General features: G+C 64.6%; 15 protein-coding genes. 7 read left to right on the top strand and 8 right to left on the bottom strand.

Translation table 11 applies throughout. The annotated features are described in order from the left end of the window. Nucleotides 1-66: 66 nt before the first annotated feature. The 3 genes from A9D15_RS14945 to A9D15_RS14935 all read right to left on the bottom strand — a co-directional run bounded on the left by A9D15_RS14945 (nucleotide 67) and on the right by A9D15_RS14935 (nucleotide 4,175). Nucleotides 67-591 (bottom strand): GNAT family N-acetyltransferase, encoded by a 525-nt coding sequence (locus tag A9D15_RS14945; protein ID WP_066766414.1) that lies wholly within the window; start codon nucleotides 589-591, stop codon nucleotides 67-69. A 107-nt stretch (nucleotides 592-698) separates the two neighbouring features. Then, nucleotides 699-1,433: a 7-carboxy-7-deazaguanine synthase QueE gene (locus A9D15_RS14940; protein WP_066766412.1), complete on the bottom strand. Its 735-nt coding sequence runs from the start codon at nucleotides 1,431-1,433 to the stop codon at nucleotides 699-701. Nucleotides 1,434-1,439: 6 nt separating this feature from the next. Continuing rightward, the gene (locus A9D15_RS14935) at nucleotides 1,440-4,175 is read right to left on the bottom strand and encodes a valine--tRNA ligase (protein ID WP_066766410.1); all 2,736 of its coding nucleotides are present in this window, start codon (nucleotides 4,173-4,175) and stop codon (nucleotides 1,440-1,442) included. A gap of 124 nt (nucleotides 4,176-4,299) precedes the next feature. Here A9D15_RS14935 and A9D15_RS14930 point away from each other — a divergent pair, with 124 nt between their 5' ends. From A9D15_RS14930 to A9D15_RS14915, 4 genes are read left to right on the top strand one after another with little or no spacing between them, the layout of a single operon-like run. Continuing rightward, nucleotides 4,300-5,406, top strand: a complete 1,107-nt coding sequence (locus A9D15_RS14930; protein ID WP_066766405.1) for an ABC transporter permease — start codon at nucleotides 4,300-4,302, stop codon at nucleotides 5,404-5,406. Next, nucleotides 5,406-6,293 (top strand): ABC transporter ATP-binding protein, encoded by an 888-nt coding sequence (locus A9D15_RS14925; protein ID WP_082924522.1) that lies wholly within the window; start codon nucleotides 5,406-5,408, stop codon nucleotides 6,291-6,293. Before A9D15_RS14930 ends, A9D15_RS14925 begins: the two co-directional genes overlap by 1 nt. A gap of 9 nt (nucleotides 6,294-6,302) precedes the next feature. Next, nucleotides 6,303-7,241, top strand: coding sequence for an MlaD family protein (locus A9D15_RS14920; RefSeq protein ID WP_066766404.1), 939 nt, complete (start codon nucleotides 6,303-6,305; stop codon nucleotides 7,239-7,241). Nucleotides 7,242-7,255: 14 nt separating this feature from the next. Continuing rightward, nucleotides 7,256-7,846, top strand: a complete 591-nt coding sequence (locus A9D15_RS14915) for an ABC-type transport auxiliary lipoprotein family protein (RefSeq protein WP_066766402.1) — start codon at nucleotides 7,256-7,258, stop codon at nucleotides 7,844-7,846. A gap of 4 nt (nucleotides 7,847-7,850) precedes the next feature. Here A9D15_RS14915 and A9D15_RS14910 read toward each other — a convergent pair whose 3' ends face one another. From A9D15_RS14910 to crcB, 5 genes are read right to left on the bottom strand one after another with little or no spacing between them, the layout of a single operon-like run. Continuing rightward, nucleotides 7,851-8,546, bottom strand: coding sequence for an ATP12 family chaperone protein (locus A9D15_RS14910; RefSeq protein WP_066766399.1), 696 nt, complete (start codon nucleotides 8,544-8,546; stop codon nucleotides 7,851-7,853). Then, nucleotides 8,546-8,770: a hypothetical protein gene (locus tag A9D15_RS14905; RefSeq protein ID WP_066766398.1), complete on the bottom strand. Its 225-nt coding sequence runs from the start codon at nucleotides 8,768-8,770 to the stop codon at nucleotides 8,546-8,548. The genes A9D15_RS14910 and A9D15_RS14905 overlap by 1 nt, the downstream gene beginning before the upstream one ends. Continuing rightward, entirely contained in the window at nucleotides 8,767-9,423 is a 657-nt protein-coding gene (locus A9D15_RS14900; RefSeq protein WP_066766395.1) for an HAD-IA family hydrolase, read from the bottom strand. The genes A9D15_RS14905 and A9D15_RS14900 overlap by 4 nt, the downstream gene beginning before the upstream one ends. After that, complete coding sequence (locus tag A9D15_RS14895; RefSeq protein WP_066766394.1) at nucleotides 9,420-10,697, bottom strand: RluA family pseudouridine synthase; 1,278 nt, start codon at nucleotides 10,695-10,697, stop codon at nucleotides 9,420-9,422. Before A9D15_RS14895 ends, A9D15_RS14900 begins: the two co-directional genes overlap by 4 nt. Continuing rightward, on the bottom strand, nucleotides 10,694-11,110 hold the full coding sequence (crcB, locus tag A9D15_RS14890; RefSeq protein WP_066766392.1) for a fluoride efflux transporter CrcB: 417 nt from the start codon (nucleotides 11,108-11,110) through the stop codon (nucleotides 10,694-10,696). Before crcB ends, A9D15_RS14895 begins: the two co-directional genes overlap by 4 nt. Before the next feature lie 245 nt (nucleotides 11,111-11,355). Between crcB and rpsU the strand changes: the two genes are divergently transcribed. The 3 genes from rpsU to gatC all read left to right on the top strand — a co-directional run bounded on the left by rpsU (nucleotide 11,356) and on the right by gatC (nucleotide 12,623). Continuing rightward, a complete protein-coding gene (rpsU, locus tag A9D15_RS14885; RefSeq protein ID WP_066766390.1) occupies nucleotides 11,356-11,562 on the top strand; it encodes a 30S ribosomal protein S21 in 207 nt (68 codons plus the stop codon). 148 nt (nucleotides 11,563-11,710) lie between these two features. Beyond that, entirely contained in the window at nucleotides 11,711-12,247 is a 537-nt protein-coding gene (locus A9D15_RS14880) for an FKBP-type peptidyl-prolyl cis-trans isomerase (RefSeq protein ID WP_066766388.1), read from the top strand. Between the two features lie 73 nt (nucleotides 12,248-12,320). After that, complete coding sequence (gatC, locus tag A9D15_RS14875) at nucleotides 12,321-12,623, top strand: Asp-tRNA(Asn)/Glu-tRNA(Gln) amidotransferase subunit GatC (protein ID WP_066766383.1); 303 nt, start codon at nucleotides 12,321-12,323, stop codon at nucleotides 12,621-12,623. The last annotated feature ends 17 nt before the right edge of the window (nucleotides 12,624-12,640 follow it).

The following is a 12,640-nucleotide window of genomic DNA, read 5'->3' as shown; positions in this document are numbered from 1 at the left end:
AGAGCTGAATTCGCGTTGCTGAATGCTGCCTGTTATGGGGCGGGAGGCGGACCTGACCTGACCTTTCTAGCTGTTGGTGCTACCGGCTGGGATTAGGCGCGACATCCATCGGGCATCTGCACCGTACTCCCGGACTTTCGCGCGTAAATTGCCTGCAGTTTGTGCCTCTGTGAAGCCGAGGCCGCGCCAATAGCGAGTCGCACCCTCGACGGCGACTAGTTGAGCGACCGTCATACCCTTGCTGCGCGCGCAATCGAACGCGTGCTCTACAAGCTTTTTGCCGATACCCCTGCCTCGCCCAGAGTTTGAGACAGCAAGGTCATGGATGAACAGCACATCGCTTTGCTCGGCCATCTCGACCACAATTCCCAAAGGAGGGGGATCATCTGCCTGCCAGCCATGGGCTATCATGTAGCCAAGCAATAACTCGCCTTCCCTTGCTGCCAGACAGCAGGAGTTTTTCAACGAAAGACGGCTGAGAAAAACCTGCCGACTCTCGACAAGGTATCCCGGATAACTCTCGGACTGGATCGAAAGCACAGACGGCAGGTCCGTTACCCGCAAATTGTCAATCAGAAAATCCGCGCTCATTCCATTTCCACCCAATAAAAGTGGCTGACCTTTAATGTGGCCCAGGTCGCTGTTGGCGCTTCTGGTCGAATTTTCGCAATCGGATGGTCAGCAGACAGTTGGCGCCATCAAGTCCCCCGCGTATCGCCATAAAGGTGGATATGGAGTCGGTCCGTCATCCTCAAACCACACTCCAGCGCTGCGGCTGACAGCCATTTCTCGCGCTCTCGCAGGGTCTTGCTGTCGGTGCCTTCGGGCATGACATAGACGCGGGCCCTGGGGTGGCGGTGCCTTTCGATCAGCGCCATGACTTCGTCGAGGTCGGTCGGCTCGGCCACCACGAACTTCAGGAAAGCGCGCGGGTCGTCGGCCCAGAAATTCAGCATCTCGGGGATGAGCGCCAGTTCCGCAGGGTTGCCGCTATGCGCCAGCTTGGGGCTGACATTGTACTGGTCCACCCGCACGTCGAGGCGGGCAGGGGGCTTTACCGTGCCGTTGGTCTCGATCTCGACCTGGATGTCGGGCAGGTATTCCAGCATCTTCGCCAGCGCCGAACCCTGAAGCAGCGGTTCACCGCCGGTGATGACAAGCCGGTCCTGCCCCAGCGCGGCGATGCGTTCCGCCACTTCGGCCTCGTCCAGCGTGACCTGATTGGCCTTGCGCTCGAACGCGACACGGTCCCGGTGCGGGCGATTGTCGCCTTCGAAGCGCCACGTATAGGCCGTGTCGCACCACTGGCAGGCAAGGTTGCACCGCGACAGCCGCACGAAAGCGACGGGCCGCCCGACCGACGGCCCTTCGCCTTGCAGCGAGGCGAAAATCTCCGGCCCGCCCGTATCGTCGGTGGCGAGCGTGAGAGACATCTGCCTTTAACCCAGCCGTGCCAGCGCCGCGCCCAGCCGTTCGACTTCGGCGGCATGATGCGCGTGGTCGGCGCGGGCCTTTTCGACCGCTTCGGGCTTGGCCTTTTCGACGAACTTGGGGTTCGAAAGGCGACCTTCGAGCGACTTGGCCTCCTTCATCGAAGTCTCGCGCGCCTTGGTGAGGCGGGCCTTTTCGGCCTCCACGTCGATCAGGCCTTCGAGCGGGACGACAAAGATGTCATTGCCCACGTTCACCTGCATCGCGGCCCCTGCCGGTGCTTCACCGAAGTGGACGGCGGAAAGCCGCGCCACGCGGTCGATCGCGGGGAAGTTGCGCTCGATGATGCCGTGGGCCGGTCCTGCCGTGCTGGTCAGCCAAGCCTCAAGCTTGGCGCCCGGCGCGAGGCCCAGTTCGTTCTTCGCGGTGCGCAACGCAGAGGTCAGCGCGATCAGCCACTCGACCTCGGCCTTGGCGTCCGCATCGATGCTGGCGTCCGGTTCAGGCCACTTGGCGACGATCAGTTCGTAGGGGCGCTGCGTGCCCGAAGCGGCGGCCTGCGCGTGCCACAGTTCTTCGGTGATGAACGGCATGAACGGGTGCAGCATGACGAGGATCTGGTCGAGCACCCAGCCAGCGACGGCCTTCGTCTCGTCGTCGAAGTTGCCCTTCACCAGTTCGATGTACCAGTCGCAGAACTGGTCCCAGACGAAGTGGTAGATCGTGTTCGCCGCCGCGTCGAAGCGCAGGTCGGCCATCGCCTGATCCAGCGCCGCCGCGGTTTCGACGACTTCGCCAACGATCCACTTGTTGACCGCGCTGTTCGCAGCAGGAGCGGCCAGCGTTTCCGACGCGCCGATGCCATTCGACTGGCAGAAGCGAGCCGCGTTCCACAGCTTCGTGGCGAAGTTGCGGTAACCCTCGACGCGCTTTTCATCCATCTTCACGTCGCGGCCCTGGCTTTCCATGGCGGCCATGAAGAAGCGCAGCGCATCCGCGCCGTACTGGTCGATCAGGCCCAGCGGGTCGACGACGTTGCCCTTGGACTTCGACATCTTCGCGCCGTCCGCCGCGCGGACGAGGCCGTGGAGATAGAGCTTTTTCCACGGAACCTTGCCCATGAACTCCATCCCCTGCATCGCCATGCGCGCATCCCAGAAGAACAGTATGTCGAAGCCGGAGACGAGCAGGTCGTTCGGGTAGTGCTTTTTCACAAGCGCCGTATCGTCGGGCCAGCCGAGCGTGGCGAAAGGCCAGAGCGCGGAGGAGAACCACGTGTCGAGCACGTCGGGGTCGCGGGTCAGCGACTTGTTGCCGGCAAGCGCCTGCGCTTCTTCCTCGCTTTCGGCGACGAAGACTTCGCCGTCTTCGGCATACCACGCCGGAATCTGGTGGCCCCACCACAGCTGGCGTGAGACGCACCACGGCTGGATGTTTTCCATCCAGTTGAAGAAGGTCTTCTCCCAGGTCTTGGGCACGATCTCGATACGCCCGTCGCGCACCGCCTGCATCGGCGGCTGCGCCAGAGTCTCTGCATCGACGTACCACTGGTCGGTCAGCCACGGTTCGATGACCACGCCGCCACGGTCGCCATAGGGCGTCTGGATCGTGCGCGGTTCGGCGTCGTGTTCGGTCTCGTTGCCCTCTTTGTCCTTCACGACATGAGGGATTAGGAAGCCCAGCGCCTTCATTTCGGCCACGACCATGTCGCGCGCCTCGAACCGGTCCTGGCCGAGGTAGTTTTCCGGGATCAGCCCGTCTGCTGTCTGCACCACGCGCGCATCGCCATCGAGCATGTTGAGCATTTCGCCCGGCGCGATGCCGGCGCGCTTGCCCACGTCGAAGTCGTTGAAGTCGTGCCCCGGCGTGATCTTCACCGCGCCCGAACCCAGTTCGGGATCGGCGTGTTCGTCGGCGACGACCTTGAAACGGCGGCCCGTGATCGGCTGGAGGATGTCCTTGCCGATGACCGACTTGTAGCGATCGTCGTCAGGGTGAACCGCCACGGCCATGTCGGCCAGCATCGTCTCGGGACGCGTCGTGGCGACCTCGATGTAGTCCTGACCGTTATCTAGGCGCACGCCATCGGCCAGCGGGTACTTGAAGTGCCAGAAGCCGCCCTGGACCTCGCGGGTTTCGACCTCGAGGTCGGAGATCGCGGTCTTGAGCGCAGGGTCCCAGTTCACCAGCCGCTTGTCGCGGTAGATCAGGCCCTTGTTGTAGAGGTCGACGAAGACCTTGAGCACGGCCTTCGTGAAGTGCGGGTCCATCGTGAACTGTTCGCGGCTCCAGTCCATCGAACAGCCCAGACGTCGCAGCTGGCGCGTGATCGTACCGCCCGACTGGCCCTTCCATTCCCAGACATGGTCAAGGAACTGCTCACGCGTCATGTCGGTGCGCTTGATCCCTTGCGAGTTCAGGTTGCGCTCCACCACCATCTGCGTCGCGATGCCCGCATGGTCGGTCCCCACGACCCACAGCGCGTCCTTGCCGCGCATGCGTTCATAACGGATCACGATGTCCTGAAGCGTGTTGTCCAGCGCGTGGCCGATGTGGAGGCTGCCGGTGACGTTCGGCGGCGGGTTCACGATCGTGAAGGGGGCTGCATCGGGACGTTCGGGGCGGAACAGCCCTTCGCTTTCCCAATGGGCGTACCACTTTGCCTCGATCCCGGCCGGGTCGAAGGTCTTGGCCATCTGCGTATCGCTGCCGGTTTCGGCATTCGTATTGCTGGTCTCGCTCATGGCTCGGCCTTTGCCAGCGCCACAGGTGATGGGCAAGAGGCTGCGCGCCGCAATTGCCCTCACTCGGGACAGGGTCATGCACAGGCGCTTGTAGGGCGGGCCTTTTTCGCCCATGAGGCCTGTCATGCGCGAATGGGCGGATTTTGAACTGGTTGAGGGGGAAGGTGGCCCCGTTCTGCGGGTCAGCGGGCCGCTTACCGTGGCCGGTATCGCCCCGCTGGACACGCGCCTTCGCGAACTTGACGACATTGCCGCGATCGACATTGCCGGGATCACGGCGATCGACACCGTCGGCGCGTGGACCGTCTGGCGCTCTGCCATGCGAATGGATGCCGAGGTTCGTGGCGCCAGCGACAAGGCGACCCGCCTGATCGAGGCGGTGAAGGCTGCGGAGAACACCGCCGCGATCACGCCGCCCCGTTCCCGCCTGCTCGAACGCGTGCCCGAGGCCGTGGGCATCAAGGTCAGCGGGATGCTGGTCGGCATGAAGGACATGGTCGGATTTCTCGGGCTTACCATCGCCGCCTTCGGCGCGCTGGTCCGTCATCCCCGCCGTTTCCCGATGCTGGCGGTGATCCGCCAGATCGAACTTGTCGGCGTGTCTTCGCTTGGCATTATCGGGTTGATGAGCTTCCTCATCGGCATCGTCGTCGCGCAGCAGGGCGCGGTGCAGTTGCAGCAGTTCGGGGCCGAGATCTACACGATCAACCTGACGGGCCGCCTGACGATGCGCGAACTGGGCGTGCTGATGACGGCGATCATGGTCGCGGGCCGTTCGGGCAGCGCCTTTGCCGCGCAGATCGGCACGATGAAGCTGACCGAAGAGGTCGATGCGATGCGCACCATCGGCGTGTCGCCCATGGAACGGCTGGTCGTTCCGCGCGTGCTGGCCGCGGTGCTGATGATGCCGCTGCTCGGTTTCTACTCGGCCGTCATCGCCATCGTGGGCGGCGCCTTCATCGCCAATTTCGCGCTCGACATTCCGTTCTGGACGTTCCTGTCGCGCATCCGTGAAGTCGTTCCGATGACCGACCTTTACGTGGGTCTCGTCAAGGCGCCAGTGTTTGGCCTGATCGTCGCGATGAGCGGGTGTTATCAGGGGATGCAGGTATCCGGCAATGCCGAGGAAGTGGGGCTTCGCACGACGCTGGCCGTGGTGCAGGCGATCTTCATGGTCATCGTGCTCGACGCCTTCTTCGCCGTGTTCTTCACCGAAATCGGGTGGGCCTGATGGGATCGGAACGCGCAGAAGAGCTGATCGAGCAGGCCGAGAGCGAGGCGCAGTCGACTCCTCCCGAATTCACCGGCGAATACCCCATCGTGGTCGAGGGGATCACCAACCGCTTCGGGGAACAGGTGGTCCACGACAATCTCTCGCTCAAGGTAAAGCGCGGCGAGATCCTGGGCGTCGTCGGCGGTTCGGGCACCGGCAAGTCGGTCCTGATGCGCTCGATCATCGGTCTTCAAGTCCCGTCCGAGGGCAGCATCGAGGTGCTCGGCCAGTCGATCACCGATGCCGAGGAAGACGGCGACATCGATATTCGTTCGCGCTGGGGCGTCTTGTTTCAGGGCGGCGCGCTGTTTTCCACGCTGACCGTGGCGGAAAACGTCGAAGTGCCGCTCAAACAGTTCTATCCCGAACTGTCGAACGAACTGCGGCAGGAAATCGCCCGCTACAAGGTGCGCCTGTCAGGCCTGCCCGAGGAAGCGACGAGCAAGTATCCGTCAGAGCTTTCGGGAGGCATGAAAAAGCGCGCAGGCCTTGCCCGTGCATTGGCGCTCGACCCCGAACTCCTGTTTCTGGACGAGCCGACCGCAGGCCTCGATCCGATCGGCGCGGCGGCCTTCGATCGCCTTACGCGGGAACTTGCCGAGACGCTGGGACTTACCGTTTTCCTGATCACGCACGATCTCGATACGCTGCACGCCATCTGCGACCGGGTGGCCGTGCTGGCGGACAAGAAGGTGATTGCCGTGGGTACGATACCGGAGCTTCTGGCCACCGATCACCCGTGGATACAGGAATACTTCAACGGCCCGCGCGGACGCGCGGCCGAGGCGACCCATACCCGTTCGATGAGCGGCACAATGGACAAAGACAGCAAGGGCGGGGCATAGACGGGGCGCATGGAAACGCGGGCAAATCATCTCTGGGTGGGTGCGGTAACGCTGGCGCTGCTGGCGATTCTGGCGGCATTCATCATCTGGATCGCGCGCCTCAACGAAGGTTCGCAGTCGGAATACGACATCTTCTTCAAGCAGTCGGTCAGCGGCCTTGCCCGCGGATCCGAAGTGGCCTTTACCGGCGTTCCGGTGGGGCAGGTGAAGAGGATCGAGCTGTGGACCAAGGATCCGCAATTCGTGCGGGTGCGCATTTCCATCGAGTCCGACGTGCCCGTGACGACGCTGACCACGGCCTACATCCAGGGCAGTTTCACCGGCGTGTCGACGATCCAGCTGGAAGGCACCGACAAGGACGCGCCGCTGCTTACCAAGATCGGGCCTGAAGGCGTGCCCGTCATCCCGACCAAGCGAAGCGGGCTGGGCGAACTGCTGGCCAATGCGCCGCTTTTGATGGAGCGGCTGGCAACGCTGACCGAGCGTTTGACCATGGTGCTGTCCGACAAGAACCAGGAATCGATCGAGGGTATCCTCGCAAACACCAATCGCATGACGCGCGACCTTGCCGACGCGACCCCCAAGGTCGAGGCGACGATGGCCGAGCTTCAGGCAACGCTGCGGCAGGCAAACATGACGCTTGCCGAATTCCAGAAGGTCGCGGCGTCGACCGACCAGCTGATCAACGGCGAGGGCGCTTCGCTGGCCGACCAGATGCGCGATACGCTGACCGCGGCGGAACGCGCGGCGAACGAGCTTGAAGGCACGCTGAAGGACGCGCGTCCGGCGGCGCAGCAGCTGTCGGAATCGACGATCCCTGCCGCCGAAGCTGCGATCCGCGATCTGCGCACCACCACGCGCGCGCTTCGCAACATCACCGAACAGATCGACGACAAGGGCGCAGGCGGCTTGATCGGCGGTCCGGCCTTGCCCGATTACGAGCCGTGAACGGAGACCACCAGATGACCCGCAAGATCATGGCCCCGCTGGCGCTTTTCGCGCTGCTGGCAGGCTGCGTCAGCATCGGCCCCAAGACCGAAGTGCCCGAACAGCTAATCACCTTCAGCCCCACCACCATGGCCCCCGCCGGCACGGGTGCGTCCGGCGAAGTGACCGATGCGATCATGGTGTTCGAGCCCGAGGTCGAGGACCGTCTCGACGTCAATCGCGTGCCGGTTCAGGTCAGCGATTCAGGCATCGCCTACCTCAAGGACGCGACATACGTCGACCGACCGGCGCGCCTGTTCCAGAACCTCCTGGCCGAAACGATCCGCGCCAGCACCGGCCGCCTTGTCATCAGCGGCGAGGACCCGGGCGTAGCCGTGCGTACGCGGCTCTATGGCCGTATCATCGAAGCAGGGTATGACGCGCGCTCTTCATCCGTGTCGATCATCTATGATGCGGTCGCGGTCTCGCCCGACGGCAAAGTGCGCCAGCGCCGGTTCGTGAACCGGGTGGACGGGCTTCCGGCAGAGGCGGCGTTCGTGGCCCCTGCGCTGAACGATGCCGCCAATGCCGTGGCGGGCGAAGTCGCCGCCTGGGTAACCGGCTAGGGTTCTATTCGCGCACCAGCTGCGCGAGTTTCGCCGCCAGCCTGAAACCTGCCAGCCGCGCATCGCGGCGGGCAAGGGCGTCATTGTCCCAGCCCCACTGCTTGGCCTGCCAGTCTTCTTCCAGATTGGCGCGACCGAACAGGTCGTCGATGTCGGCATCGGGCTTGAGCGCGGCCAGCGCGACGCACAGCGAACTGGCGAGCGCCGCCATGTTCTGCAGCGCGACCAGCGTCAGCGGATCCATCGTCTCGAGGTGGGCGCGCAGTTTCGGCAGCGTCTCTTCGGGATGCGGGGCATGGAGCACGCCGCCCGCACGGGCGAACGTGACGCCATGTTCGTCCTCGACCGCGGCCAGCATGGGTTCCCACGCTTCGTCCTGACGCTGACGCAGGGAATCGCCTTCGTCGGCGCGGTAGCAGAGCGTGTCGGTGTCGCCATAAGGGACGATCGCGTCGATCGCCTCGGCCGGGTTTTCGGCGACGCGGTCGAGGCCATAGTCGACCATGTCGCGCATCGGGAAAGTGGCGGGGTCCAGGTCCTCGCCCTGAGCGCGCCATTCGGCGGCCAGCACTTCGGCCAGCGCCTTGGCAGGCAAGACCTGCGGCTTGCCGCCCTGCGTTTTCATGGCGCGGCCATCGAGAAAGACCTGCCAGCCACCCTCAACCGGGGCGGTGGTCACTTCCTTGTAGAAGCGTTTCATTATCTGTCGCTGCTCCACAGGCGGGCGAGGAGGAGGGGCATCAGGAAGGCATCGGCTGCCCCGACGAGGGCAAGGGCCCAGGCCCATTCGGTCGGCGCGCCGCTGAACCACGGCGCTTTCCCGCCGGCCGCGGCCACGCCGTAGATGAAGATCACGATGCCGGAAACGCGGATCGCCTGTATCGCGGCCCACTTGGCGGCGGCAGGATCACGTGTCTTGCTCATTCGGCTTCCAGCATCCGGCGCAGTTCGTCGATGTCGCAGGCAACGCCGATCGCGCCGCTGGCAACCAGTTCGTCCGCGCCGTGATAGCCCCAGTCAACGCCGATGGGGCGGACTTTCGCCGCCTCGGCCATGACCATGTCGAACGTGGTGTCGCCGATCATCACCGCCTGATCGGCCGTATGGTCGGTTTCGAACAGCACCTGCTCGATCATCGAGGGGTGTGGTTTCGACGGATGCCGATCCGCGGTCTGCAGACTGGCGAAAAGTTCGGTGATGCCGTGTTCGGCAAGGCAGTGAGCTAGCCCCCGGTCCGACTTGCCGGTGGCCACCGCCAGCGTCCAGCCTGCTGCGTGCAAGTGGCGCAGCAGCTCTTCCATCCCCTCGAACAGAGGTTCGTAGACCTTGCCCGCCTCGCGGTGGCTGCGAAACGCGAGGCGATAGCGCTCAGCCAGCGCATCCTGCTCTTCCGCCGTGCTTTCGGGCAGCAGCATCGCCATCGCCTGTGGCAACGACAGGCCCACCGCGCGGCGGATCAGCGGACGGGGCGGGGGCGTGCGACCCGACGCTTCGAAGGCCTCTTCCATCGCGACGCAGACATTGGCCTGCCCGTCGACGAGAGTGCCGTCACAGTCGAAGATCGCCAGTCGCCTCACTTACGCCCTTTCCCCGGTCCCTTGCTGGCAGGCCCGTTTTTCGCAGGCCCCCTTTTCGCGGGCGCCTTGCCGGCTGGTCCGGCGCCACGCGGTTTGCCGCGCTGTCCGCCCTTGGCCCCTGCCTTACCCGATTTTGCACCGCCCGGCTTGCCGCCAGCCGACTTTCCCCCACTCTTGCTGCGCGGGGCAGAGGTCGTTCGGGTCCGGCGCTCGCCACGGCGGGCCTTGCGCACGTCCTTGGCATGGCGCTTGGCGGCCTGCTTCTTGTCCTCGCGCGTCAACGGCGGCAGGCCGGTTTCCGGCTCGGCATCGCTCATCCCCTCGTCGAAGCCGAGTTGCTCCATGCTTGCCGCGAAGTGTTCGGGCAGCGACGCGGTCACGTCCAGCGGCACGCCATCGGGGTGGTCGATGATCAGGCGGCGCGCGTGCAGGTGCATCTTGCGACTGATCGAACCGGTCAGGAACGCTGTCTGACCGCCGTACTTGCCGTCGCCCACGATGGGGTGTCCGATCGCGGCAAGGTGGACGCGCAGCTGGTGCGTGCGGCCCGTCAGTGGTTCCAGTTCGACCCATGCGGCCCGGTTCCCTGCACGGTCGACCACACGGTAGCGGGTCTTCGCGGGCTGCCCTTCGTCGTCCGGCATCATCTTCTCGCCGCCCGTCCCCGGCTGTTTCGCCAGCGGCAGGTCGATCGTGCCCGCCGCGATGTCGGGAACGCCGACGACCAGCGCCCAGTAGATCTTCTTCGCCGAACGGCCCGAGAACCGCTTGGAGAAGAACGCGGCGCTGCCCGGCGTCGCCGCCGTCAGCAGGACGCCGGAGGTGTCCTTGTCCAGCCGGTGGACGAGGCGTGGGCGCGGGTCGCGTTCGGAATTGACGTAGGCGTCGAGCAGGCGGTCGACATGGACGTTCGTGCCGGTGCCACCCTGTGTCGCAAGACCCGGAGGCTTGTTGAGCACGATCGCCGCACGGTCGCGGTGGAGCAGCATGGCATCGGCCTGTTCCAGCTCCTCCTCGGTCAGCGGCACGCGCTGGCGCGGTGCGTTCTGCGGCGTCGCGCCGCCGGGCGGGACGCGGATCTGCTGGCCCGGTTCCAGCCGGTCCTCGGGCTTGGCGCGCTTGCCGTCGACGCGAATCTGGCCGGTACGGGCCCAGCGGCTGATCGTGGCAAAGCCGATTTGCGGCAGGTGCCGCTTGAACCAGCGGTCGAGGCGCACGCCGTCGTCGTCGCGACCCACGATGAACTGGCGGACTTCGGATTCGTTATCGCTCATGCCGCGATCCTCATAATTGTAAGGCCGAGGAAAAGACCGGCAACGCCCGCGGCCAGCGAGACAAGCGCATAGGTAAAGGCAAGCCCCGGCGCCCCGCGCTCCCAAAGGAGCACGAGTTCGAGGCTGAACGACGAAAACGTCGTGAACCCGCCCAGAAGGCCCACGCCAAGCAACAGGCGCCAGCCTTCGGCCCCGATGCCTTCATCGCTGCCATGACGTGCCAGCCACCCCGCCAGCAGGCCCATGCACAGCGAACCGACGACATTTGCGGTCAGTGTCGCCCACGGGAATGCAGTGGCCGCAACAGGGAACAGCTTGCCCACGACGCGCCCGAGGTGGAAGCGCAGCAGGGCACCCGTTCCGCCGCCAAGGGCGACCATAAGAGATGCAGGCAGGGCATTGGGAAGGATCATCGGCGCTCCCTACAAGGCCGGTGCGATTTGCGAAAGGGTACCTTACTGTGGTATCTAGGCAACGTTCGAAAGGGCCTGCGCGCTTGCTTTTCACAGCTATCGCTGGTAGCCGCGCCGCCGGTCTGGCCGATTCCGCCCCGATTCACGTTGAGGGGATTCGGCCTTCTTGCATTTTTATTTACTGCGTGCGGCAGCCATCTGTCCGGCCTGCCGCCGCCACAACCGAATTGAGGTAGAAGCTTTTTATGCAGATCATGGTTCGCGATAACAATGTCGACCAAGCCCTCCGCGCTCTCAAGAAGAAGCTGCAGCGGGAAGGTGTGTATCGCGAAATGAAGCTGCGCCGCCACTACGAGAAGCCGAGCGAGAAGCGCGCCCGTGAAAAGGCCGCTGCCGTTCGTCGCGCTCGCAAGCTGGAGCGCAAGCGCATGGAACGCGACGGCGTTCGTTAAGAACGGTCGTTGATAGCTTTGCGGGCGCAAAGGCACTTGCCGCGCCCCTCTGCTTGAGCCAAAGGGGCGCCTGACACCTGTCGGGCGCCCTTTTTGCTGCCCGATACCTGCCTAACCGCCCGCGTGGGGCGAATCGAAGAGGACGATCATGGCCGAAGTCACCCGCGTTCCCCTGCAGCCGATCGGCAAGGGCATTCTCGGCAAGCTGTGGCTGGGCGTGATCGTCGCGATCCTGCTGGCCGCCGGCGCCGCCTGGGCCACCAGCTACAAGGGTGTTACCGTCGACACCCTGTCGGCCGGCGAAGGGCCCAGCCCGGCTGAAGAGGACATCGTCCTCGTCAACTACGAAGGCCGTCTTGCCGACGGCACGGTCTTCGATTCGGGTGAGCGCGTGCCTTTCCCCGTGAACGGCGTCGTCCCCGGCTTCACCGAAGCGCTGGTCAAGATGCAGAAGGGCGGCCGCTACGAGGTCTTCATTCCCTCGCAGCTCGGCTACGGCGCGCAGACCCGCGGCACGATCCCGCCGAACAGCGACCTTTATTTCACGGTCGAACTGATCGACTTCCGCACCCAGGCGCAGCTTGAGGAAATGCAGCGCCAGATGCAGCAGATGGGCGGCATGCCCGGAATGCCCGGCGGCATGCCCGGCATGCCCGGTGCCCCCGAAGGCGCCCAAGCCGAATAAATTTGCGTGGGAGAGGGGTGAAGGCCCACTCTCCCGCTTGGCAAGGGCACGGGCGCGCGCTAACCCGCGCGCCATGTCTGTCGATAAAGCAACGGTCGCCAAGATCGCCTCGCTCGCACGCATCCGGATGGATGACGCGGCGTGCGACGCGATGGTCCCTGAACTCAACCAGATCCTGGGCTGGGTGGAGCAACTGGGTGAAGTCGACGTCACCGGTGTAGAGCCGATGACGGCCGTCATCCCCAACACGCTCCGCCTGCGAGATGATGTCGTCGATGCCGATCCGCTGACTGGCGGCGGCGTGCGCGACAAGGTCCTCGCCAACGCTCCCGCGCCGGAACACGGTTTCTTTGGCGTGCCCAAGGTGATCGAATGATGCGTGCAACATTCGAT

The sequence above is a fragment of the Croceicoccus pelagius genome, assembly GCF_001661915.1.
Classification (GTDB): Bacteria; Pseudomonadota; Alphaproteobacteria; order Sphingomonadales; family Sphingomonadaceae; genus Croceicoccus; species Croceicoccus pelagius.
This window is presented reverse-complemented; position numbering and strand designations above follow the sequence as displayed.

Excerpts from the sequence above, each read along its gene's own strand:
- A9D15_RS14945 (WP_066766414.1), bottom strand. The coding sequence starts at position 591 with ATGAGCGCGGATTTTCTGATTGACAATTTGCGGGTAACGGACCTGCCG.
- A9D15_RS14940 (WP_066766412.1), bottom strand. The coding sequence starts at position 1,433 with ATGTCTCTCACGCTCGCCACCGACGATACGGGCGGGCCGGAGATTTTC.
- A9D15_RS14935 (WP_066766410.1), bottom strand. The coding sequence starts at position 4,175 with ATGAGCGAGACCAGCAATACGAATGCCGAAACCGGCAGCGATACGCAG.
- A9D15_RS14930 (WP_066766405.1), top strand. The coding sequence starts at position 4,300 with ATGCGCGAATGGGCGGATTTTGAACTGGTTGAGGGGGAAGGTGGCCCC.
- A9D15_RS14925 (WP_082924522.1), top strand. The coding sequence starts at position 5,406 with ATGGGATCGGAACGCGCAGAAGAGCTGATCGAGCAGGCCGAGAGCGAG.
- A9D15_RS14920 (WP_066766404.1), top strand. The coding sequence starts at position 6,303 with ATGGAAACGCGGGCAAATCATCTCTGGGTGGGTGCGGTAACGCTGGCG.
- A9D15_RS14915 (WP_066766402.1), top strand. The coding sequence starts at position 7,256 with ATGACCCGCAAGATCATGGCCCCGCTGGCGCTTTTCGCGCTGCTGGCA.
- A9D15_RS14910 (WP_066766399.1), bottom strand. The coding sequence starts at position 8,546 with ATGAAACGCTTCTACAAGGAAGTGACCACCGCCCCGGTTGAGGGTGGC.
- A9D15_RS14905 (WP_066766398.1), bottom strand. The coding sequence starts at position 8,770 with ATGAGCAAGACACGTGATCCTGCCGCCGCCAAGTGGGCCGCGATACAG.
- A9D15_RS14895 (WP_066766394.1), bottom strand. The coding sequence starts at position 10,697 with ATGAGCGATAACGAATCCGAAGTCCGCCAGTTCATCGTGGGTCGCGAC.
- crcB (WP_066766392.1), bottom strand. The coding sequence starts at position 11,110 with ATGATCCTTCCCAATGCCCTGCCTGCATCTCTTATGGTCGCCCTTGGC.
- rpsU (WP_066766390.1), top strand. The coding sequence starts at position 11,356 with ATGCAGATCATGGTTCGCGATAACAATGTCGACCAAGCCCTCCGCGCT.
- A9D15_RS14880 (WP_066766388.1), top strand. The coding sequence starts at position 11,711 with ATGGCCGAAGTCACCCGCGTTCCCCTGCAGCCGATCGGCAAGGGCATT.
- gatC (WP_066766383.1), top strand. The coding sequence starts at position 12,321 with ATGTCTGTCGATAAAGCAACGGTCGCCAAGATCGCCTCGCTCGCACGC.